The organism is Rivularia sp. PCC 7116 (genome assembly GCF_000316665.1).
Taxonomy (GTDB): Bacteria; Cyanobacteriota; Cyanobacteriia; order Cyanobacteriales; family Nostocaceae; genus Rivularia.
Map to the genome: position 1 here is coordinate 3,323,612 of NC_019678.1, position 21,813 is coordinate 3,345,424.

Sequence of the window (21,813 nt, forward strand, 5' to 3'; positions counted from 1 at the left end):
TTTTTTAAAACACCGTACTAGCATGATTGGTCAGTTACTAGCAGGACGTTATAAAGTACTCCAAATATTGGCTGAAGGAGGCTTTGGACAAACTTATATATGTTCGGATATTCACCTTCCCGGAAAACCTAAATGCGTTCTCAAGCATTTAAAGACCACTAGTACTTCACCGGAAACTTTGGAAGCAGCGAGAAGATTGTTTCAAAAAGAAGCCGATACATTACAACAGTTGGGAAATCACGGTCAAATTCCCAGACTATTAGCTTACTTTGATGATAATAATCAATTTTATCTAGTACAAGAATTAATTGAAGGACATTCTCTAAGTAGAGAATTGCTTCCGGGTAACAAGTTAAGTCAAAGCCAGGTTGTGGCTATTTTGAGCGAAATATTATCTATTTTGCAGTTTGTCCACAGTCAAGGAGTAATTCACCGAGACATAAAGCCGGATAATCTGATTAGACGTGCTTCTGACAATAAATTAGTATTAATTGATTTTGGCGCAATCAAACAATTACGAAATCAAACCGCAACAAAAACCGGAAAACACAACGTCACATTAGTTGTAGGAACTCGCGGCTACATGCCTTCCGAACAAATCAGACGTTTACCGCGTTCTAGTAGTGATATTTATGCTTTGGGTATGATAGGTATTCAAGCCTTAACGGGCGTGTATCCCTACGAACTTCAAGACGATCCCAATACCGGAGAAATTTTGTGGGAGCATCTTAGAGAAGTAGATCCAGCATTTGCCGAAGTTCTAAATAAGATGACTCGCTATCATTTCAAAGAGCGCTACCAAACTGTAGATGAAGTAATACAAGCATTAAAAGGATTACCGGTTCCTGAAGTTCCCGATGTAGTAGAAAACAATGCTGCGAGTGTCGTATACGAACTGACTTTAGAATGGCTAGAAGGGAACGATTTAAAAACTTATAAAATTACTAATAACCAGTTTAGTAAAATACCGGGAAAAATTCGTATCGGTCGCAACCCCCCAGATTGCGATGTCGTTTTATTAGAGCCAACAGTATCTGCGCTACATGTAGAAATATTTTTCAATCCAGAAAAAGAAAAATTTTATTTGCGAAATCTCCGTCACAAAAATCCACCTATTCTCGATGGTCAATTACTTTTAGCGGGAGAAATGCCACTTTCGGGTTCTAGTATACTGCGTTTGGGACAGCAGAACATAACAGTAAAAGATATTACTTCTACAGAATATACTAACAACTGTATTCCTGCTTATTACAATAGTAAAAATTTTGCAGCAGAACCACAGCAGCCTGTAGTTAAAACTGCTCGACTTCCTAAAATCAGCAGCATATCAGAACAACCGCCATCTACCACTTCACCTTTAAAACCAACTCCGGAGATGCCAATACTAAAGAATGTATTGCCATTAGGGGTAAAAAGCATAGGGATAGCGACTGTTTTGGCTAGCGTCGGAGGATTCGCATTAGTAAATGCTGGCAATTTGGGCAAAACAAACTCGCAACATAATAATTTGTTGTCACAATTGCCCGAACAGTGTCGTATTGTCAGATCGGATTTAAATAAATTGCCAAAATTACGCCATCAACCTCATAGGGATGCAAAAACATTCAAAGAATTGAATAAAGGTGAAAAATTGTTAATTCTTGATGATAAAGGTTATTTTTTCAAGGTTAAGCTTTCTGATGATACTGAAGGCTGGATTTTTTATGACCAGGTAAGGCTTTGCGATTGATCGAGTTGAGAGTCAGAACTTAATAGCTATTTTTCCAGACGAATGCTGCTTAAGTTTGACTGGTTAATCTTTGCCGTTCAATTTGCAACTAAGAATACGTATTTTCCTCATAGCGTCACGAGCTACACCTACATAAAATAATACATATCATCTGGGTTTTTTGTTCCAAACTATCTCAAAGGTTGGTAACGGTTGTTTTTATAGGAACAATATTTTTCATGAACATCTATCACTTTTATCCGTGTAACTACTCCCAACCGTTGAAGAAGAAGTTATCTGAAATGAAATCTACGACTTTAAGTGTGTAGCTTTTAATAAATAAGTCATGCGAGTGAGGAGATAGGGCTTTATGTCGTTAGAACAGGTTGATGCTTTCTACGAAAATTTGATGACAAATCAAGAAATTTACGAACAATATTATAAAAGTTGTTCCATTAAAGGCGTTTTTGGTGTGTGGAATTGGGATAAAAAGAAAATAGTCACTTTTGCTGCTAGCTTAGGTTATGAATTCACCGAGCCAGAATTAGATCAAGTTTTGTTTGATACAGGTTCTACAGTTCGCGATCAAACGTTGAATTTACGTTAATCGATTGCGTCACTGATTAAGTTTAGTTAAAAAAACTTTTGATTAATGCCCAAAATCTTACCTTTTCAAATTTTATTATCTATTTTAGGACTGACATTTTATTTGACAAAAGTAGCAGTATTCCCAAGGGTTTAGACTTTCATAACTCTTAAGATTGGCATGGTGCTATAGATTTTTGCGTCGAATACAATCTAAAAATAGCGGTTAGAAATAGCACAAGGAAGCATTCCTATGTGAAAATCTTGTATTTTGCAAAAAGTAAAGTCGCTATAAATTAGAACAAAGCCCTTCAACTTAAAGGAAACATAGTAACTAACGCACCAAAATCAAGGTTTTGGTGCGTTAAGCTGTCGCTAAGGCAGCCGACTTTGTTTTCAGAATTCAAATTTTTGTCCGATATTTTGCATGAGATACTCACCGCGTCATAAATAGACGACGCGGATACCATGTTTGGGAATTATCTCAATGTATTAATGAATTGCGATTAAAATCTTGCCCCTGGTTGTTTCAAAAATTCTTTTTCTTCAGGATTTGAAGGTCGTCCCAGAATTGAATTGCGATGGGGAAAACGTCCAAAACGCTCAATTACCGACCTATGGCGAATCGCATTTTCAATAGCACTTGCACTATCCCTATCTCCACTAAGTTTCTGGAATAGCTTCACCGCTTGACGCTGATGTTCGATATTTTCGCTATGTACAAAAGGTAAATATACAAACCAGCGCTGTACATTTAATAATTGTCGGTCAAACCCTTGTGCTATAGCTTGATGCGCTGTTGATAATGCTTCCCAATCGGTGGCAAAAGCTTGAGGATCTTCGCGAAAAATATTTCGAGGAAATTGATCTAACAGCAAAATTAAAGCTAGACAGGTATCAGGTGATTCCTTCCACTCATCTAAATTACCTGCTGCTGCTTTTTCATAATCTCTCAGAAAACGTCTTCGTATTTCTTCATCAAATTCTGGCTCTTTTGCAAACCATACTTTTCTGGGCTTACCGTAATCGGGTTCATCCCGGCTAGCAAACCAAAAGTCAAGAATTTCATTTGCCCTACACATCGTTTTTACATTCCCTTACAAAGGACTTGTCGCATTTTACGCATATTTGCGGGCAATTCAAAATTCATAGCTTGCTGAATAAACATCGAGGGTATGGGAATTATCGGAGTTGCCTTTACTGAATAAGTTAGCAAAGTGCCGCTACCGTAATCTTTTAAATCTATATCCGCACTAAAATCGTGAAAGGTGCCTTTATCTAGATTAAATTGGATTTTATTGCCAAAATCTTCTACAACATTCAAATAAATATCTACTTGCGCTGTAAACAACATAAAAGCCTTTTGTGCTGCCTGATACAGACGTTTGGCTTCTCCTTTATGTATAATTTCACTCTTAGTGATGTCAGGGAAGTACTGCACCCAACGCGGATAATCTGTTATGTGTTGCCAAACTTGCGAACGTACTAGTGGTAAATACATTCTTGCGCTTACACAACCACCCCAAGCATTATGAGAGCGCGTTTCTACAAGAATTTCACCTTTTAGTAACGCTGCTTGCTTGTCCTGACTCCAAGGCATATCCGAACCTTTATTAATTAAGTCTGAGAAAAAAGACGCAGACATAATGTTTCGCTCGCTCCTCAATTTTCCACACTACACTAAAAAAATATAGACCTTGCAATTGCAGTTTGGTCTTATTCAATAATTCTAATTCCAGTCCAGCATGAAAGCATTCCGGAATTAGTTCTTTGCTTGTAGTCTATTATTCCCAATATTCACCCAAAAATATGTCAAGATTATCACTAATATTGTGAAGCATTGATGTTAGGGCACAAACTAGTGGATAGGAAGTTAGTAGTCCAAAGTTAGGAGTCTATTGTATTTTGCTGTTCCCTGTTAACTGGTAACTGGTTAAAGGGCTAGAATGTCACAAATACTATTGATTTAAGAGGGATATGAGGTGAATCAATCTTCTAAACTGAATCAAAAACTAACCCAAGGTTTTGGTATGTTTCTCGGTATTGCCATAGCAGTATGGGTTCTCAGGGGATTGGGTATTCTTACTTTTATCCCTGGAGGCATCATTTTACTATTATTTACGATTGCAATAGCCTTCGGGGTTCTTAGTTATGCCCAAAAAACTTGGTTGCGTTTTTAAACAAGCATCTAAATGATTTACTATATTATCGGTCGCGATCCAGGCAAGTTGTTTTAGCTGAAAAAATCAGTTGATTTCCGTTCAGATGTAATATATGAGTAGAGTTAAGAGGCAAATCTATAATTTCTGTGATTTTAATAGTCGCATAAATTCTGGGAATATATTTGGAATGTATTTATTATCTACAATTCCAAAATGAAAAATTTTATTTTTCAAATTATTCTATAAAGTTCGTTTATAAGTAGTTCGGAATTTGCAACCATTAAAAATTGTAATTGTTGGTGGTGGGGCTGCGGGTTTTTTTGCGGCATGTTCGGCTGCTAAGACTAACCGAAGTGCTTCTATTATCTTACTTGAAGCAAGTCGTCAATTACTAGCTAAAGTTCGTATTTCTGGCGGGGGACGTTGTAATGTCACTCACGCTCTTTTTGATACTAAGGGATTTATCCAAAATTATCCTAGAGGTTCCAAAGCCCTATTAGGTGCTTTTTCACGCTTCCAAGCTCAAGATACTGTTAGGTGGTTTGCAACAGCCGGAGTACAGTTAAAAACGGAAGCTGATGGCAGGATGTTTCCCGTTACAGATAGTTCGGAAACAATTGTAGATTGTTTGATAAAAACAGCTTTAGATTTCAACGTTCAAATTCGTACTGCTTCGCCTGTAGTTTGCGTAAATTCCCAAGAATTAGAAAACCAACCTGCTGAAGATTCAGATAATAAAGATAAATCTAGATTTGAAATTTTACTAAAATCTGGGGAAACTTTACATTGCGATAAAATACTGCTGGCAACTGGCAGCAATCCTGTAGGTTATAGAATCGCGAAAAAATTTGGTCATCAGGTTGAACCAACTGTTCCCTCTTTATTTACCTTTAATATTGTAGATAAGGAATTGCGTTCGCTAGCTGGAGTAAGCGTTAATCCAGTACAGCTAAGATTATCAGTACCGGGAAAACCCCAGCTAGAACAGGTAGGACCGTTACTAATTACTCATTGGGGTTTAAGTGGCCCAGCCGTGTTAAAGCTTTCCGCTTGGGGTGCGAGAACCTTCCATGAATCGGGCTATAAAGGGACTATTACTGTTAATTGGTTGCCAGACTTAAATCAAGATAAAGTTCGCCAAGAACTACAGCAGGTAAAAAACGATTTTGGCAAAAGAGCGATCGCGCTACATCGAGGAATAAAGTTACCACATCGTTTGTGGCAATACCTTATATTTCGCGCTGGTATAGATAAAGATATGCGATGGGCTGATTTACCCAAAAAAGCTTTAAATAAATTGGTACAAGAATTAACTCAAGGACAATACATTATTAGCGGGAAAGGAGTTTTCAAAGACGAATTCGTCACTTGCGGTGGAATCAAGCTTAAAGAAGTTAATTTCAAAACGATGGAAAGCCGTTTATTCAAAGGACTGTACTTTGCCGGAGAAATTCTTGATATTGATGGAGTTACCGGTGGGTTTAATTTTCAAAGTGCCTGGACTACTGCTTATTTAGCAGGTTTGGCAATGGGCGCGAAGGAGTGAGTATAATTCGTAATTCGTAATTCGTAATTCGTAATTCGTGAGATAGGGAGACAAAGAGGGAGAGGGGGGAGAGGGGGTAGAGGGGGTAGAAAAATTATTAACTTTTGACTAACTCCTAACTCTTAACTATTCCCATGCCCCATGCCCAATGCCCAATTTCCAATGCCCAATGCCCAATCCCCAATGCCCTAATACGGCGGATATCCAAAATCATCTTCATCTGGATAAACATAGGAACTAGAAACTGCCGCTACAGCCATTGGGCGAGTTTCAGTTTTTACTGGTTCCTTAGCAAAATCTTTGTATTCTTCAAAAGTCTTTGAAATCAATCCAGATTCTTTGGAGTCAGAAGCAATCAAATAGTTGGTTAATGTGGAAACTGTAGGATGCTTGTAGTCTACAGTTGCTGCAACTAAAACAGTATTTGTGGCAATCCCTCTTTCTTCACATTCAATTATCGGCGAGAAAATGCCGTGAGCATGAAATAAAGGTCCTTTAGGGGTTGCTGCTTGACGGCGATATCCGGCATAAGCTCTTTCTAATTCGGCAACAAATCCCGCAGTTGCTCTGCCTTGCTGATATTCGCAGTAGGCTTTACTAAAACTTGCTCCAGCCGCACCATTTAAAGTTAACTGCAAAGGCAATTCATGCAAAAAACTCTTGTCTTCCCCTGCCAAAAAAATCAGATAGCGAGTAAAAGTTTTGAATTTAAGTTTGTCTGCTAAAAAAGCATCATAATTTTCTTTAAGAGTTCCTAACTTAGCACCTGTTTCGCGGTCTTTTACTGATAAAGGACCTCGACGTACTATTACTATATTTGGGGTTGTACTGATAAGAACCGTTTCTACTCCCGAACTGAATTGATGCTCCACCTGCTGCCAATTTTCATCAGGTACAAAGCCGACAGCGCGGGCATTTTCTAGCTTAATCGCCAAACCGTAGGAACTTATACCATCAGCATCATCAATGTTATATTTTGGATTAATCATTTGACACCAAGGGACAACACGAGAAGGTGGTGCATTGAACTTCTCGTCTTCAAAGTCGAATTTTGCAGATGCTTTCATCGTGTATGGGCGGTTGTCGATTTTGTACTTTTAAAGTTGACTCGGTTGGGTCTATATTTAGTGCGAGGAGTAGGATTAAATTTTAGGCGTGTTTGTGCCACTATTCGCCACAACCAAGAATCAGTTAAATTGATTTAATAAAGTCAATGATTATTTATTTATCATTTCAACGTGACATTACGCATCTATCTGAAGCAGTTTTTAACAAGAACTTTACTTTCAGTGTGTTGTTATGAGGATAATTTGCTGCTTATTAATTATGCTTTATTTAAATTTATTGTATTTTTAACGACTAATATCATACATAGGTTTTTGCTTTGCTCGCATCCACATGGCAATACAACTACCTTTATCATTGGATAAATTTATCAAAACAAAGTAGCTATCGTTTTTGAAACAAGAGTAATATAATTGACCGTAATTTATAAAGACAAAGTATTTATATCTAAAATGTCGTTTTTGTAAAAAATTAAGCAAAAATAGATAAACCGTCTTTAGCGTCAGAATACTTTAACATTTTTCGGACAATCTGTTTATTGAAATTTGTCAATAGAAGTTTTTTACCAAAGCATAAGCTTTTTTGTCGAAAATGACGATAAGCCCTCCAAAGTTAATCAGTCATCCTAAGGGGAAACTTGGCATCTGGCTGAGCTTGAAAAAAGATTCAGTGTTAAAAAATTGGGTTTCTTAATTATAAAAGTAAGCAATCCGAAGACTCTGTAATAAAAGAAATAGTGATGCGATTGTGATTAAAATTCCCCAAAACCAATGAGGTAGAATTAAAACTTTAGCAATTTGGGCAGTATCTGAATAACCATTGTAATAACGAAATACATAATTAAAATCGCGCAAGGTGCTTATACAAGCTTGTACTCCAAGAAATCGAACTGTAAAAACTTGAATTTGCTCAGATGCTTCTAATCCAATTCCTAGAATTAGCAGTCCTAGACAAGTAATTAATAAAATACCAATTCCAGTTCGTACCCAAATTAGAACTGAAATCAACATAAAACTTCCTAATATAAGTAAAAGTTGTTGTGATGTTTGCCAACTACGCGAAGCTAAAATAAAACCAGCACCGATGATGGGAGGTCCCATCGGACCAGCAGCAGATACAAGCACTTTACCGATTGGGCCTAAAAATAATGAACCGCGATATTCATACTGAGCTAATCCATTACCATTTGCGAAAATCTCTAATCTTTTGAAATTTGCTCCCAACATAACAGCCATTAAACCATGAGCCATTTCATGGTACCAAGTTGACAATAAAGTTAGAGGATATATAATTTTTCTACCGTTGGGAGTTTGCCATAATATTCCGGTAAGTAAGGCAATTCCAATTAATAATATTAATCCCGTTTTGTCATTTGATATCAAACCTTGATTTTGAGACGAGTTATTTAAAATGTTCCACAATTCACTCATGTTGTTTGCTCTTAACTAGGCTCTCAATTTACATATTTTGACTAATTATTTTATAATATTTCTTGGTTAATTATTAAGGTTAGCTGCATTACATTGTATTAAAGATTAACGGCGTTACTTAGTACTCATGAATTATCTCGCTCATTTATTTTTATCAAATGGTACGCCAAATTCTTTAATAGGTAATCTTCTAGGAGATTTTGTCAAAGGTTCAATTGAAAACGTTTACTCTCCTGGAATTATCAAAGGAATTTATTTACATCGAAAGATAGATATTTTTACAGATTCTCATCCAATATTTCGCTCGAGTAAAAGACTTATTGGTCTTAATAGACGCAGATTCTCTGGAATTATGATTGATGTGTTTTACGACCACTTTTTAGCTAAGCATTGGTCGAATTATTCAAGTATTTCTCTTGGTAATTTTACAAATCGCGTTTATCAAGTATTACAAGACAATAAAAATATACTTCCCGAAAGATTAAAAAGCATTCTTCCAGATATGATTGCTCATGACTGGCTGGCATCATATAAAGATACATCTGCGATTAATAGAGCTATTAATGGACTTTCTTATAGAATCAAAAGGAAAAATAATTTGTTCGGTGGAGTCGAAGAGTTATTTTTAAATTATCAGCAACTTCAAGCTGATTTTTCGATGTTTTTTCCTGAATTAATTAATTACAGTTTAACAGTTAGCAGTTAACAGTTAGCAGTAAGAGAATAGAGAATATTTTTTGGTGTTGAGAAACCCGGTTTTTTAGAAAAACCGGGTTTATTGATAATTGGTCATAATAAAGTCAACTATTATCGACTCGAACTAATTATTGTGAGCAATTAACAAACAAAAACTCTAACTGATACTTGGGTAGCAGCTTCTTGGGATGAATATATTCAAATAATCGAAAACCCTGCTGATGAAAAAGCTAAGGGTTATTACTATAACGGTAGAATGAGAATTAAAATGTCAGTATTAGGAAATGACCATTCACAAGACCATGCACTAGTTATCTTAGCAGCTAGCAATTACGCAGCTATCAAAGGTATTCCGATGAATCGAAGAGATAATTGTACCTAGCGTGAAACCGGGTACAGAGAAGCCCAACCCGATGTTTCTTATTATATTGGCGATAATGCTGATGTAATTCCTTACGGAAATTCTATTATTAATCTTGATGAATTTTCAGCGCCAAATTTAGTTATTGAGGTTGCTAATACTTCTCTTGCTGACGATAAAGGTGAAAAACGTCTGCTTTATGAAGAGTTAGGTGTAAATGAATATTGGATTGTAGATGTAAAAAACGTTCAAATTATAGCTTTTTTAATTGAAAATCAAGGTAGTCGGCGAATTACTCAATCTCGAATGCTACCTGGTTTAGATATTTCAATTCTTGAAGAAGCTTTTCGTCGTTCTCGTCAAATGAATCATAGCCAAGTGATTTCTTGGTTGTTATCAGAATTTCAAAAATAATATTAATTAGATGGTTCAAAGTTGTTAGTTGAAAGTTCCCAGTTCTAACTACTAACAACCAATTATCACCTAAAATACATCATTCTTTTCCTACAACCTTTGAAGTAAGCTGAAACCGTGGCTATCGGTACCGCAAGTACTGAATAAACCGTACTGCTTCGCTAATTGCTGGATTTGTTGCGATCGCGTTGGACTTGGTTTCCAAGGTTTGGGATTATTGTAAGCATAAAAGCTTTCTACTCCATCAATTCCTAACTCGGCAGCAGCAGGAATCAAGTCAAAGTGGCTTTTTCTATAACGTGCCGGATGAGCAAGTACTGCAAATCCTCCTGCTTCTTGAATTGCTGCAATTACGTTAACTGCCTCATATTCGGAACCCGTAACTGGTTTTCCTTGAGTATAGGGTTCTAAGCTGGGATGTTCTGGGTTAAAAGCGTAACCTAAAATGTGAACTTCCACATTCAAAAGATTGGCATTGATTTCAACACCACTCCACAAATAAGGTACATCGATACCTGGATTGTTGGATTTCCAATCCTCCAACCATTTTTTAGCAGCTTGATAACCACCTGTATTGTGATGATCGGTAATCGCAAGTCCTTTCAAACCATTGTCGATTGCTTGCTGTATCAATTCCGAAGGCTGCATTTTGCCATCAGAATATACGGTATGCATGTGAAAATTATAATTATTCGGACAGCTTTGTGCATCTAAATTCTCGAATACTTCTTTTAAAAGTGTCTTAGAGGCACAAGCGAGGGCAAAATTTACAACCATAGCCTTTTCTTGTGTAAAATTATTTATTCTTAACACTCCACAAAGCAACACCTGTAGTCCGGAAAACATTAATGCTTCACGTTTGTTTGGGCATTAACCTTGTGCATGTCTTTAGCAAACTTTTTCAATATGTTAAGACTAACTTAGCAAATTTTAATGTTTATGGTCATGAGTATTTTCTATACTCTATATATAAAGCTAAAAATATAACTATCTATTTAAGTAATAACCACATAAATAAAATGTGACTGTTTAAAATGAAACTCGTTATCTAAACTTTATTAAATATTTTTGATATTTCATCAAATATACAAAATCAAAATTTTGTGTATTCTTTATTACTAAAAATCTGTTAGCCCAATTAATTCGTTATTACCGGAAATGATTTCGCCAATGTTATAAGCTGTAATATTGTGAGATTCAAAAAAATCAATTGTTTGCTGTGCTTGATTCGCCGGAGCTATGATAACGAAACCAATTCCCATATTAAAAGTGTTGTACATTGCTTGAGAATTAACACAACCCACTTTTGCTAACCACTCGAACACGGGTGGAATTATCCAGCTATCAGGTTTGATTTTGAAAGATTTTCCGTCTCCCAAACATCTTGGAAGGTTTTCTGGCAATCCACCACCTGTAATATGAGCCATTGCATGGATTTCCAAACCATGTTTCAAGGCTGCTAATACTGATTTGACATAAATTTGTGTCGGCTGCAAGAAAATGTCACTTAAAGATTTACCACCAAATATACCTGGGGTATCGTTCCAATTCAACCCTTTATCGCTAATAATTTTTCTTACCAAACTAAAGCCATTGCTATGTACTCCGGAACTCGCTAAGCCAATAGCTACATCTCCAATTTCTACCCGAGTTCCATCAAGCATCTGATTTTTTTCGACAATTCCTACGCAAAAGCCAGCTAAATCATATTCTCCCGGTTGGTAAAATCCGGGCATTTCAGCAGTTTCTCCTCCCAGTAAAGCGCAACCGGCTTGTTTGCAACCAGAAGCAACACCTGCAACAACGTCAGTCAATTGTTCCTGGTTTAGTTTACCCGTTGCTAAATAATCTAAGAAAAATAAAGGTTCTGCACCGGATGTCAGCACATCGTTGACGCACATAGCTACTAAATCGATACCAACAGTATCATGACGATTAATGATATTGGCAATTTTCAGTTTAGTTCCAACACCATCAGTACCTGAAATTAAAACGGGTTGTTTATAACCTTCGGGTAACTCAAAGCAACCTCCAAAGCCACCCAATCCGCCAATTACTTCTTTTCTAAAGGTGCTGTGAACTAAATTACGAATTTGACCGACAAAATCGCGTCCAGCTTCAACATCAACCCCTGCATCCCGATAATCCATTACAGTGAACAGTGAACAGTGAACAGTGAACAGTTAACAGTGAACAGTTAACAGTTAATAGTGACCCTTCGGGAGACGCTACGCTAACAGCAGTCGCTGGGGTGAACCCCCATTTTTCCTGTTGTTTCACCAGTCAACAGTCATCAGTTACTAGTTATTTATTCTCAATATTTATAATTATTTCTGATTTACGGTCTGCTGTCAAAATACTTGGTCTTCGATGCCAACCCACCATTCCCCTAAATTCATTAAATCTTCATGGATGTCCTGTAAATTTTCGGCATATTCGTTTTCTGAGAGCCGATCTCGGTTTTCTTCCAACTTTAGAAGGCGTAGCTGTATCAGCAGCCAAGGTTTGGAAATACTTTCAGTGGCTTCAATGTATTTTCCTAATTCTGTGCTATTCATATATTTACGAACTCTGGAAACTATTAACTAGTAACTGATTACGGGAATTTAGAAGTGACTTTACCAAGAATTTTATTAAAAGGTATAAGACCATAAGAGCGGCTGTCAGTACTTAAAGAGGTATTGTCTCCTATGAGAAAACAAGAACCATCTGCAAATACTACAGCCACTCTCTTGATTATTTGTTTTGACTCGTAGGGATGTAGTGCAACTACAATATCACCGACTTGAGGCAATTCTTGCCGATAAGCTTTTGGATCGAATAATATTTCATCTCCTGGCTGAAGCTCTGGAAGCATTGAAGGTCCGCTAACGCGCAATCTTTTCCGCATACCTACGAGCAACTGTAGCAATTTCAAGGCTGTTTGTAATTCCTCATTCATTGCTGTAAAAGCCAAGTTTATAGCTTTATCGACACTCTAGACCCAAAACTGAAAACTAACTTTAACTAATTTAAATTAGCTAGCCTTGTACCAAGCAACATTGCGGTCTTTGGTTGCCCAGAACATATTATGAATTTTTTCAACCGCTGCCATTAATTCGTTCGCATGGTCGAGGTTAACTTCTACTTTACAAGCAGAGCAAAGTTTTGCTGCTTTCCAGAAGGTGTCGTGCAAGTCAGGATACTTTTCGAGGTGTACTGGCTTGAAATAATCTGTCCAAAGGATTAATAAATCTTCTTTGGTTTTTTGAGCTTGTTCTTCTTTGATCGCAACGTAACGAGAAAAGGTATTGTTGTAAGCAATCGTCGCTGCTTTATCACCAGCTGGGGGATGCTCTAAATCCATGAGTTTCTTGGTCATGGATACTACTGCTTCTGCTGTAATGCGAGCGGAAGAAGGGTCGTAGACTCCGCAAGGACCGTCACAATGAGCGTGTACCTTGGGTGCGGGGTAATTAGTTTTTAGCTTCGCAGCAATTTTTTTGAACATGATTTTTACGAATTTGCTTATCTTCACGTTGGGAGGCAGTAAGCCTGGGGAAGCCAAACTGTAGCTCTGAGTAAAACAACATTTAAGGTCTAAAACCTTTTTCCTACTCAAAATCCCCCCCTACCCCATTTAGCTTAGTGCTATTAGGTATTCCAAGCAACCCAAAGCTTAATTAACTTAGCAATTCTTGCGATATTTTTTCCTTTTCAACTCTATTAAATATCCAAATGATATTCTTCTGCTACCACCAAAAGTGCTAACAGAAGATTTTTTTATTTCTAACTGTAATTTGAGAACTCTATCCCCCAGAAAGGATGACAGAGTTTCTTTAATCATGCCAAAATATAAAGTGGTCGCCGTTCTTATACAGTTGGTAAAATCGATGCTAATCCGCTTGCGGAATTACAGATGAGCTAAGCATTGCTGGTAAAGGCTGACAATCCGAGTTGTGACTTCATCAATTGTTAAGCCATCGCTAACTATCTCTATAGCATCTGCTGCTTTCATTAGGGGTGAAACCAGTCGAGTGCTGTCTTTCCAGTCACGTTCCTTGATGCTATTTTCTAGTTCCTCAATACTTACAGATGGTTGTCCTTGTTTTTGATAGTCCTGCTGACGACGACGCGCGCGTTCGGAAACAGTGGCAGTTAAGAAGATTTTGACTTCAGCATCGGGGAAAACTTGAGTACCGATATCTCTTCCCTCAGCCACTAAACCTCCTTTTTTACCCCAGCTTTGTTGTTGTTTAACTAAAGCTTGACGCACGGAGCTTTGGGCTGCGATTGCCGATACTTTTGATGTTACCTCAGTCGTTCTAATTTTCTTGGTAACGTCATTACCGTCAATCCAAACTCGCACTGGCGATTTTAAATCTTCGCTGGGAGTTAATTTTATCGAGCAACAGTTAGCCAACTCGGCGATCGCACATTCATCCGTATCTTGAATTCCCTTTTGCAATACCAGCCAAGTAACGGCACGGTACATAGCACCTGTATCTAAAAATACTAGTCCTAATTTAGCGGCAACTTGTCGAGCTACGGTAGATTTACCAGCACCAGCAGGTCCATCAATGGCGATTATCGGTTGGCGATCGCGCAAAACTGTATTGTCAATTAATCGTGTAGAGCCAAGACGAGCGGCGATCGCAATCATTCCTTCCTCCTTAATTTCATCTAGCGGTATTAACGTAGTTGGTTCAATCAATTCAATATATTCCACAGATACAGTGCTGACCATTGCTATTTCTTTAAAAACAGCTTCAATCAGGGTGCTACTTTTACGAACTCCACTGCGAAACGCAGCACGAGCTTTTTGCAAGCCACGATATAAAGCAGCCGCTTGCTGCTTTTGACTTGCAGTTAAATACTGGTTGCGGGAACTTAAAGCAAGACCATTCGCTTCCCTAACGATTGGGCAAGCGACAATTTCTATGGGAAAATTAAGATCTGTAACTAACCGCTTAATGATGGCTAGTTGCTGACCATCCTTTTGACCAAAGTAAGCCCGGTCTGGCTGCACCAAGTTGAAAAGCTTGGTGACGATAGTAGCCACGCCCTGAAAATGTCCTAACCGAGTACGACCACACAAGCCTGATATCATATCAGATGGTGGAGTCACTTGTGTAACAATTGAATCTTGTATATTCTTCCGGGCAACCCCGATCTCTTCCGGATTTGGTATAAAGATAGCATTTACCCCAGCTTCTTTGCAGAATTTTATATCTTCTTGCAGAGTACGGGGATAATCTTCGTAATCTTCGTTCGGACCAAATTGCAGGGGATTGACAAAAATACTGACAATGACAATGACATTTTCCTGCCGCGCCCGTTCAATCAAGCTTAAATGTCCCTGATGCAAAGCTCCCATAGTGGGAACCAAGCCTACTGCTGTTTGGAGACGAGTTGTCATTTCAAGGGGTAGCGGCTCCTCAGAATGCAAAGGCTCGCTTTGCCAAGGTCGTCTATCCAAATAGCAACGCAAAGCCACAACCGTTGTCAACAGGCGCACAAAAAATCCTCTATCTACACTAGCTTTCCCCGTTAGTGTATATCCGAATTCGGGGAAAGAGAGTAATTAGATGGAGGATTATAAGATTATTAACGATTTTTAGGGAATAGGTAATTGGTAATCGGTAATCGGTAATGAGGATAGAAGGTATAGGAGTAGAAAATTTCGGCGTTTCTCGCTACTCGCTACTCCCTAACCCCCTTACCTTTAACCTTTAACCTTTAACCTTTGACCTTAACTATTATCTTCCCAATACTTCAACTCTAACTGGTGCAATACCTCTACCAATCATTCCGATAACTCCGGCTGCACCCCTAGAAAGGTCGATGACACGACCGCGAATGAAGGGTCCTCTATCGTTGATTCTTACTACCACGGAACGCCCGTTACGCATGTTGGTAACGCGAACTCTGGTTCCGAAGGGTAAGGTCTTATGGGCTGCTGTCATTCTTGAGGGATTAAATCTTTCACCAGAAGCGGTCTTTCTACCGGCAAAGTAAGCGCCGTAGAAGGAAGCAATTCCTCTAAAACGTCTTCCTCCTCTAGCAGCTTTTCTCCATTTTTTTGTATGGTGCTTGTTGGAGGATGTCTTTTTAATTTTGACTGCTTGCTTTTCGGGCTTGGTTAGTTCGGGAGGTAAGCCAGCGATTGTTTTTAGAGGAGATGCTTTACCGACTAATCTCCGCAAACGATTGGTTGCTTGAAGTGCATCTTGTCTGAGATTTTTTGTTGCGTCGGGAAGTATTGTATCGCTGTTGATTTCGACTAGTTCGGAATCATCAACTTTGATAATGTAACGTTCGATTAAAGTTTTGGATTCAGATTTAGATCCAGTAGTTCCGTTCCAACTGACAGTAATCTTATTCGCGTCAACTTTATTGTTAACTAAATCGTTGATTTTGGCGGCTACAGCGTTTGCTTTCTCTACAGGATTGCTGTAGTCGCTCTCAACTGCTAGATTTGCTTTATTCTGCGAGTTCTCGGACACAGAATTCAAAAATGTAAAAGCAGGAATGTTACGAATATAGAGAGTTGCAGCCTCACGGTCTCCTAATTTGTGTGCGTGAATCTTGGTAATGACATAATTAGATTCATTTACAGCCGCGTCTACAATATTTTTCTCGGATGTTTTTTGAGAGGTTATTGATGCTTCATTAATTGCCTGAGCGCGGCTAATAGAAGGAGTTCCAGCAACAGTTGAAATTACAGCTACAACAGTCCACAAAAGTCTTTGATTCATGCGTCTAATACTAAATAAAGTTACCTAAGAACGGAGGCTTAATTACTCGCGGAACCAATCAAGGATTCGGTCACAATAGTCTCCAAATCTCTGTTTCTTTTTCTTTTGTTTTTTATTTATTAACTGCAACAGACTAACATGAAGTTTTCAACTTGGGTATCCGAGTTTTAGCGGAGATTACTGTCAAAGTATCAGATTTTAAATGAGGATTGCAAGGGTAAAAGCTTTACCAATTCTTGATTTTACCCTTGTAGCATTTTTATATAAATTAAATAAATTAATAAAATTTAGTTTTTATAATTCAGGTCATTTAAAAATTAAATATATCGCTTATTTTTTGTCTATTATCTAATGTTTTATACAAAAGCAAGTCATATTAAAGTATTTTATAGGACTTTGTTGTTTACACGTTTTTACTTAGGTAAATAGTCATTCATTTAGCAATTAAAATCATACACGCTGATATAGTTAAGTTATTATAATCACTCTTGTATTTATAAAAATCATGCTTTATGAACTTATAAGCCGCGTAAATACTGAGCTTTAGAGAATATATTTAAAATAAATTGGCTCCTAAAAAAGTCTAAATCGATACTAATAATTAATTCAAATTCGTTATCGACCAGACAATTTGAATAACTAAGAGTAAATAAATTACAGATAATATACGAATACATTTATTACATTGCATGAAGTATAAATATTACGAATGAATGATTTTGTTAAGTCAATATTTTACGATTAAAAAATAAAAAAAGATGAGATAATATGCGGCATTAATATTCGATCTACAGTAAAAGATTAAAGAACTGATTGCAATAAAAAAGTTAGATTATGTTATTTGTCAAGGAGGTTTATCCCGACTGGTAAGAAGTAACGAATAATAATTATTTATTCATTACTTCTCAATTCACAATTTTCTAAATATTTACGACTATCCCTGCACTTTGATTAGACATTCTATCGACGGCACATAAAGCATAAGTTCCTGGTTCAACAGTGGTTTCGGTTGTTTGTTCTGGTAACACTTTTTGCAGCTTCCAGTTGTTACCAATCTTTTGATAAAGAGTCCAAGAGCGGATTTCGCCACTAGTAGAGCGCCAAGTAATTTTTAGGTTATCTGTTTGTACCGCAACTGGTGATGTTGGCGGTATGACATCTTTCCAGGGCATTGTAGGAACTAATGCAGGTTCTTTATATAATAAAGATTTGAATTTTTCAGCGATACCTTGACGATTTTCTTCAATTGCACTAGCACTAAAGAAAATATTTCCTAATGATAGTTGTTCGCGTAAACTGCGGCTGATAGTTACTTGCTTGATGATTTCTCTTTGTTTCCAAGCTTTGCCATCTAAACGTGCAACCGTGTTACCTGCATAAACATGTCGCTGCTGGGAATTGATACTCGTCCACCAGCGCAATAGTACCGGATAACTTTGCGAGGTTTGGTCGATACGCCAATATAGTTGCGGTGCAATATAATCCAACCAGCCTTGCTGCAACCATTTTTTGGCATCGGCGTACAGTGTGCCGTAAGCGTCTAAGCCCTTAATTCCAGCAGGTTGCCCAGGACGGTAAATTCCGAAAGGACTAATACCAAATTTGACATGAGATTTAGCGGAATTAATACCTTGCCATAAGCGCCGCATCATTATATTGACATTATTTCTGCGCCAGTCATTTAAACTTAATCTGCCGCCAGTATTGCGATAAGCTGCATAGGTTTTGCTATCCGGGAACGATAAATTACGGATGGGATAAGGATAGAAATAATCGTCTAGGTGAATGCCGTCAACATCGTAACGCCGCACCACATCCATAATCACATTGTAGATTCTATCCTGTACTACCTTTGCACCGGGGTCCATCCATAATTGAGTGCCCCAACGGTAAACTACTTCTGGATTAGTTTCGGCAATATGAGGAGAAACATTTTTGACTCTGCGGTAAGAAGTGCTGGCACGGTAAGGATTAAACCAAGCATGAAACTCGATATTGCGCTTGTGACATTGTGCGATCGCAAATTCTAAGGGGTCATATCCAGGTGATTTTCCTTGAATTCCGGTTAACCAAGCACTCCAAGGTTCGTATTTGGAATCATACAAGGCATCTCCTTCGGGACGAACCTGTAATATTAAAGCGTTAAAGTTTAATTCTTGTAATTTGTCGAGCAGTTGAATCAACTCAGCCTTTTGCCGATCTGCTGATAATCCGGCACGCGAAGGCCAGTCACTATTCCAAACCGATGCAACCCAAGCACCGCGAAATTCTCTTTGCGGCTCGATTTGAACGCTTCCTGGTGGTGGTGCTGGTATATTGGTATTAGCTGGTGGGTTAACTATATATTGTGAAGAAATAGGTTGTTCTTCGCCCAGCCAAACCAAAGCTTGATAAACAAAAACCGAAATATCGGCGCGAGTTGCGGCTAAAGTAGGATTGAGTAAGTTCGGATTTGGATGACTTGCTACCATACCGGCGCGGGTAGTAATAGCGGCGGTAGGTTTAGCATAATCTGGGATTTTGTAAGCATCCCGATAGATTTGTCCAAGCACGGGTAATAAATCGTTGGACACCTTTGATGTCATTCCCAACCCACTAATAATACTCAAAAGCGCATTTATTCTTTGAATCCTGTTTCCAGGGCGAAAATAATTGTTGGGAAAGCCGGTAATAAATACTGTTTCGTAAGCTTTTTGAATCGCAGAAGCCGCCCAATAGTTTTCGGGGACATCTACAAATGAGACGTATTCGCGTTTTTTGGGAATTCGGGAAAACGTAGTAGTAATTATGGCGGCAAATTCAGCACGAGTGACTGAATTATCGGGGCGAAACTTACCGTCAGGATAGCCGTTTAAAATACCTCGACGCGCCAAAGCCTCAATAAAAGGACGCGCCCAGTGGTTTGTAATATCCGGGAAGCGGGCAGATGATGATGCCATAATTACGCTCAGATACCTTGTATCTAAATTGACTTTTTCTGCCCCTGATTATGCTATCCCCACCCAGAAAAAATAAAGTAAAATAAGTACTAAATATTACATTTGTGTTTGGAGTCACAATGTAGCTGATTATCTATTGTTTTAGCAAACAGCCGCAAGGAAGTTAAACCAAAAATAGTTCTAGATAAACTAATTTAGAAAACTGTTGTAAACCTACTTTAAAGCTATTTAAAACAACAATGATTTGAGTACAATATGACTTGATATCCCGATTTTAGGTTCATAAACTGTAATAGTAATTTAGCAGTATATATAATTAATTTTGTTAGAAATCTTGCGTAAACTTACTTACATATTATTTTTATCTAGTTTAATCTGTGTACTTGGCTTCTCTTCTGTCAGGAATTATGTCAGCAAAAAGTCACCAACTGTAAGTTGTCATGAATGGGGATTTTCTTCAAAAGCTGAAAAATACTACACTCATCCAGAAAAGATAGTATTAGAACCTTGGCGGGGACAGCATCACGTATACGGAATATTTCAGATTCCCGGCGGTTATCTTAACGACAAGTTATTAGAAGTAAAAGTACCTGGGAGTAAAACTTACTGCGGGGTACTTAATTATGGTGGTACCGTAGCGATTGATGGCGTAAAAGCGAAACCCGGACATTATTTGATGAAGGGAATGTTAAATACTCGTTTTGCAATCAAATTAATCTTGCAAGGTAAGCAAGAAGAATTGAAGAAACCGGATAATTGGAATTTGGGATATACCAAGATTGACAGTTAACAGTGAACAGTGAGCAGTGAGCAGTTATTACCAATATCCAATTGTCTAATTACAACAACATTCCGGCAATACAGGATGTCATGAAACAGGCGATCGCACCACCAATCATGGCTCTAATTCCCATTTGGGCTAAGTCGGCTTGACGGTTGGGGGCTATGGCTCCGATTCCACCTATTTGAATACCGATGGAACCAATATTAGAAAATCCACATAGAGCATAAGTGGCAATTATTCTTGCTCTTTCGGAAATCGCAGATTCTGCTACCATTTTTTGCAAATCTTGGTAGGCAATAAATTCGTTTAAAATCGTCTTTTTACCCAGCAATATTCCCACTTGCCCGCAATCTGCCCAAGGTACGCCCATCAACCAAGCTACAGGTGCGAGTAGGTAAGAAAATATCCATTCTAATGAAAGTTGCGGTAAACCAGTGCGGGAGCCAATATAACCTAGAATACCGTTTGCCAAGGCTAATAATCCTAAAAAAGCAATCAACATCGCGGCTACATTTAACGCTAATTTCATCCCTTCACTAGCACCAGTTGCGGCTGCGTCAATAGCGTTGGAGTAGTCACTCTTCACCTCGATTTTAACTTCCCCTGCGGTAGGGGATGATTCGGTTTCGGGATAAAGTATTTTAGAAACTGCTAATGCTGCGGGTGCAGACATTACTGAAGCAGCGATTAAATGTTCTGCTGACACGCCAAAGGAAATATATGCAGCCATTACCCCACCTGCAATTGTGGCGAAGCCCCCCGTCATAACCGCATGTAATTCGGAACGAGTCATGGTTGCTACATAGGGTTTGATTAATAAAGGCGCTTCGGATTGCCCGACAAAGATATTCGCAGCAGCACTAAGGGATTCGGAGCCTGATGTTTTCATGGTTTTCATCATCACGTTAGCAACTACCTGCACTATTCTTTGCAAAATACCGTAGTGGTACAAAATAGTGATGAATGAAGAGAAAAAGATGATTGTCGGTAGTACTTTGAATGCGATGTAGTGTTCTTCAAAGTTGTCACCAAATACGAATTTGGCTCCCGCATCGGAATAGTTGAGAAATTGACTGACTACATCCCCAAGAAATTTGAACACCACAAAACCGGGTTTTGTTCTCAGAATTAAAATTCCGAAAACTAGCTGCAAAGCAATCCCCCACAGTACCGGCACCCAACGAATAGCACGACGGTTAACCGACAAACTATAAGAAATTCCTACGAATGCAAAGATTCCCAACAACGATATTAAACGCATAATCAGTGAACAGTTATCAGTGAGCAGTTAACAGTTATCAGTTAATAATTAAAATTTTTTCTTCCCCCTCTTCCCCCTCTCCCCCCTCTTCCCCCTTTTCCCCCCTCTTCCCATTCCTTGTGAAT

Annotated in this window: 19 protein-coding genes and 1 pseudogene; 7 read left to right on the forward strand and 13 right to left on the reverse strand. The window is 38.2% G+C overall.

What is annotated here, in order from left to right; all coding sequences use genetic code 11:
• The first annotated feature begins 22 nt into the window (after positions 1-22).
• Together RIV7116_RS13060 and RIV7116_RS13065 are read left to right on the forward strand one after the other, a co-directional pair.
• Positions 23-1,729 (forward strand): protein kinase, encoded by a 1,707-nt coding sequence (locus tag RIV7116_RS13060; protein WP_015118774.1) that lies wholly within the window; start codon positions 23-25, stop codon positions 1,727-1,729.
• A 349-nt stretch (positions 1,730-2,078) separates the two neighbouring features.
• Complete coding sequence (locus RIV7116_RS13065; protein ID WP_015118775.1) at positions 2,079-2,315, forward strand: Nif11-like leader peptide family natural product precursor; 237 nt, start codon at positions 2,079-2,081, stop codon at positions 2,313-2,315.
• 484 nt (positions 2,316-2,799) lie between these two features.
• Here RIV7116_RS13065 and RIV7116_RS13070 read toward each other — a convergent pair whose 3' ends face one another.
• Entirely contained in the window at positions 2,800-3,375 is a 576-nt protein-coding gene (locus tag RIV7116_RS13070) for a DUF924 family protein (RefSeq protein ID WP_015118776.1), read from the reverse strand.
• Positions 3,376-3,380: 5 nt separating this feature from the next.
• Positions 3,381-3,938: an SRPBCC family protein gene (locus RIV7116_RS13075; RefSeq protein WP_015118777.1), complete on the reverse strand. Its 558-nt coding sequence runs from the start codon at positions 3,936-3,938 to the stop codon at positions 3,381-3,383.
• A gap of 337 nt (positions 3,939-4,275) precedes the next feature.
• Between RIV7116_RS13075 and RIV7116_RS13080 the strand changes: the two genes are divergently transcribed.
• Positions 4,276-4,473 (forward strand): hypothetical protein, encoded by a 198-nt coding sequence (locus RIV7116_RS13080; protein ID WP_015118778.1) that lies wholly within the window; start codon positions 4,276-4,278, stop codon positions 4,471-4,473.
• Positions 4,474-4,726: 253 nt separating this feature from the next.
• On the forward strand, positions 4,727-6,001 hold the full coding sequence (locus tag RIV7116_RS13085) for an NAD(P)/FAD-dependent oxidoreductase (RefSeq protein ID WP_015118779.1): 1,275 nt from the start codon (positions 4,727-4,729) through the stop codon (positions 5,999-6,001).
• Between the two features lie 188 nt (positions 6,002-6,189).
• Here the strand turns inward: RIV7116_RS13085 and RIV7116_RS13090 are convergent, their stop codons facing one another.
• Together RIV7116_RS13090 and RIV7116_RS13095 are read right to left on the reverse strand one after the other, a co-directional pair.
• A complete protein-coding gene (locus tag RIV7116_RS13090) occupies positions 6,190-7,068 on the reverse strand; it encodes a DUF5895 domain-containing protein (RefSeq protein ID WP_015118780.1) in 879 nt (292 codons plus the stop codon).
• A 687-nt stretch (positions 7,069-7,755) separates the two neighbouring features.
• Positions 7,756-8,496 (reverse strand): M50 family metallopeptidase, encoded by a 741-nt coding sequence (locus RIV7116_RS13095; RefSeq protein WP_015118781.1) that lies wholly within the window; start codon positions 8,494-8,496, stop codon positions 7,756-7,758.
• Positions 8,497-8,623: 127 nt separating this feature from the next.
• On the opposite strand from RIV7116_RS13095, the gene RIV7116_RS13100 reads away from it, so the two are divergent.
• Both RIV7116_RS13100 and RIV7116_RS37370 read left to right on the forward strand, forming a co-directional pair.
• Complete coding sequence (locus tag RIV7116_RS13100) at positions 8,624-9,202, forward strand: ACP phosphodiesterase (RefSeq protein ID WP_015118782.1); 579 nt, start codon at positions 8,624-8,626, stop codon at positions 9,200-9,202.
• Between the two features lie 396 nt (positions 9,203-9,598).
• A pseudogene (locus RIV7116_RS37370) lies at positions 9,599-9,967 on the forward strand (Uma2 family endonuclease); the annotation flags it as partial.
• 90 nt (positions 9,968-10,057) lie between these two features.
• On the opposite strand, the gene RIV7116_RS13110 reads toward RIV7116_RS37370, so the two are convergent.
• The 8 genes from RIV7116_RS13110 to RIV7116_RS13145 all read right to left on the reverse strand — a co-directional run bounded on the left by RIV7116_RS13110 (position 10,058) and on the right by RIV7116_RS13145 (position 19,643).
• Positions 10,058-10,744, reverse strand: a complete 687-nt coding sequence (locus tag RIV7116_RS13110) for a PHP domain-containing protein (protein WP_044291789.1) — start codon at positions 10,742-10,744, stop codon at positions 10,058-10,060.
• A 341-nt stretch (positions 10,745-11,085) separates the two neighbouring features.
• Positions 11,086-12,117, reverse strand: coding sequence for a phosphoribosylformylglycinamidine cyclo-ligase (gene purM, locus RIV7116_RS13115; protein ID WP_015118784.1), 1,032 nt, complete (start codon positions 12,115-12,117; stop codon positions 11,086-11,088).
• Positions 12,118-12,318: 201 nt separating this feature from the next.
• Positions 12,319-12,525, reverse strand: a complete 207-nt coding sequence (locus RIV7116_RS13120) for a hypothetical protein (protein WP_015118785.1) — start codon at positions 12,523-12,525, stop codon at positions 12,319-12,321.
• A gap of 38 nt (positions 12,526-12,563) precedes the next feature.
• A complete protein-coding gene (gene sodX, locus RIV7116_RS13125; RefSeq protein WP_015118786.1) occupies positions 12,564-12,908 on the reverse strand; it encodes a nickel-type superoxide dismutase maturation protease in 345 nt (114 codons plus the stop codon).
• Between the two features lie 75 nt (positions 12,909-12,983).
• Positions 12,984-13,457 carry a superoxide dismutase, Ni gene (sodN, locus tag RIV7116_RS13130; RefSeq protein WP_044290923.1) on the reverse strand — a complete coding sequence of 158 codons (474 nt, stop codon included), beginning with the start codon at positions 13,455-13,457 and terminating at the stop codon, positions 12,984-12,986.
• A gap of 402 nt (positions 13,458-13,859) precedes the next feature.
• Positions 13,860-15,464 carry a bifunctional pantoate--beta-alanine ligase/(d)CMP kinase gene (locus RIV7116_RS13135; protein ID WP_015118788.1) on the reverse strand — a complete coding sequence of 535 codons (1,605 nt, stop codon included), beginning with the start codon at positions 15,462-15,464 and terminating at the stop codon, positions 13,860-13,862.
• A 241-nt stretch (positions 15,465-15,705) separates the two neighbouring features.
• Complete coding sequence (locus RIV7116_RS13140) at positions 15,706-16,704, reverse strand: septal ring lytic transglycosylase RlpA family protein (RefSeq protein WP_015118789.1); 999 nt, start codon at positions 16,702-16,704, stop codon at positions 15,706-15,708.
• 920 nt (positions 16,705-17,624) lie between these two features.
• Positions 17,625-19,643, reverse strand: coding sequence for a family 10 glycosylhydrolase (locus tag RIV7116_RS13145; protein ID WP_015118790.1), 2,019 nt, complete (start codon positions 19,641-19,643; stop codon positions 17,625-17,627).
• Positions 19,644-19,977: 334 nt separating this feature from the next.
• Here RIV7116_RS13145 and RIV7116_RS13150 point away from each other — a divergent pair, with 334 nt between their 5' ends.
• A complete protein-coding gene (locus RIV7116_RS13150) occupies positions 19,978-20,433 on the forward strand; it encodes a hypothetical protein (RefSeq protein ID WP_232435794.1) in 456 nt (151 codons plus the stop codon).
• A gap of 49 nt (positions 20,434-20,482) precedes the next feature.
• On the opposite strand, the gene RIV7116_RS13155 is transcribed toward RIV7116_RS13150, so the two are convergent.
• Entirely contained in the window at positions 20,483-21,691 is a 1,209-nt protein-coding gene (locus tag RIV7116_RS13155) for a NupC/NupG family nucleoside CNT transporter (protein ID WP_044290924.1), read from the reverse strand.
• Positions 21,692-21,813 lie beyond the last annotated feature (122 nt).

Excerpts from the sequence above, each read along its gene's own strand:
- RIV7116_RS13060 (WP_015118774.1), top strand. The coding sequence starts at position 23 with ATGATTGGTCAGTTACTAGCAGGACGTTATAAAGTACTCCAAATATTG.
- RIV7116_RS13065 (WP_015118775.1), top strand. The coding sequence starts at position 2,079 with ATGTCGTTAGAACAGGTTGATGCTTTCTACGAAAATTTGATGACAAAT.
- RIV7116_RS13070 (WP_015118776.1), bottom strand. The coding sequence starts at position 3,375 with ATGTGTAGGGCAAATGAAATTCTTGACTTTTGGTTTGCTAGCCGGGAT.
- RIV7116_RS13075 (WP_015118777.1), bottom strand. The coding sequence starts at position 3,938 with ATGTCTGCGTCTTTTTTCTCAGACTTAATTAATAAAGGTTCGGATATG.
- RIV7116_RS13090 (WP_015118780.1), bottom strand. The coding sequence starts at position 7,068 with ATGAAAGCATCTGCAAAATTCGACTTTGAAGACGAGAAGTTCAATGCA.
- RIV7116_RS13095 (WP_015118781.1), bottom strand. The coding sequence starts at position 8,496 with ATGAGTGAATTGTGGAACATTTTAAATAACTCGTCTCAAAATCAAGGT.
- RIV7116_RS13100 (WP_015118782.1), top strand. The coding sequence starts at position 8,624 with ATGAATTATCTCGCTCATTTATTTTTATCAAATGGTACGCCAAATTCT.
- RIV7116_RS13110 (WP_044291789.1), bottom strand. The coding sequence starts at position 10,744 with ATGGTTGTAAATTTTGCCCTCGCTTGTGCCTCTAAGACACTTTTAAAA.
- purM (WP_015118784.1), bottom strand. The coding sequence starts at position 12,117 with ATGGATTATCGGGATGCAGGGGTTGATGTTGAAGCTGGACGCGATTTT.
- RIV7116_RS13120 (WP_015118785.1), bottom strand. The coding sequence starts at position 12,525 with ATGAATAGCACAGAATTAGGAAAATACATTGAAGCCACTGAAAGTATT.
- sodX (WP_015118786.1), bottom strand. The coding sequence starts at position 12,908 with ATGAATGAGGAATTACAAACAGCCTTGAAATTGCTACAGTTGCTCGTA.
- sodN (WP_044290923.1), bottom strand. The coding sequence starts at position 13,457 with ATGTTCAAAAAAATTGCTGCGAAGCTAAAAACTAATTACCCCGCACCC.
- RIV7116_RS13140 (WP_015118789.1), bottom strand. The coding sequence starts at position 16,704 with ATGAATCAAAGACTTTTGTGGACTGTTGTAGCTGTAATTTCAACTGTT.
- RIV7116_RS13145 (WP_015118790.1), bottom strand. The coding sequence starts at position 19,643 with ATGGCATCATCATCTGCCCGCTTCCCGGATATTACAAACCACTGGGCG.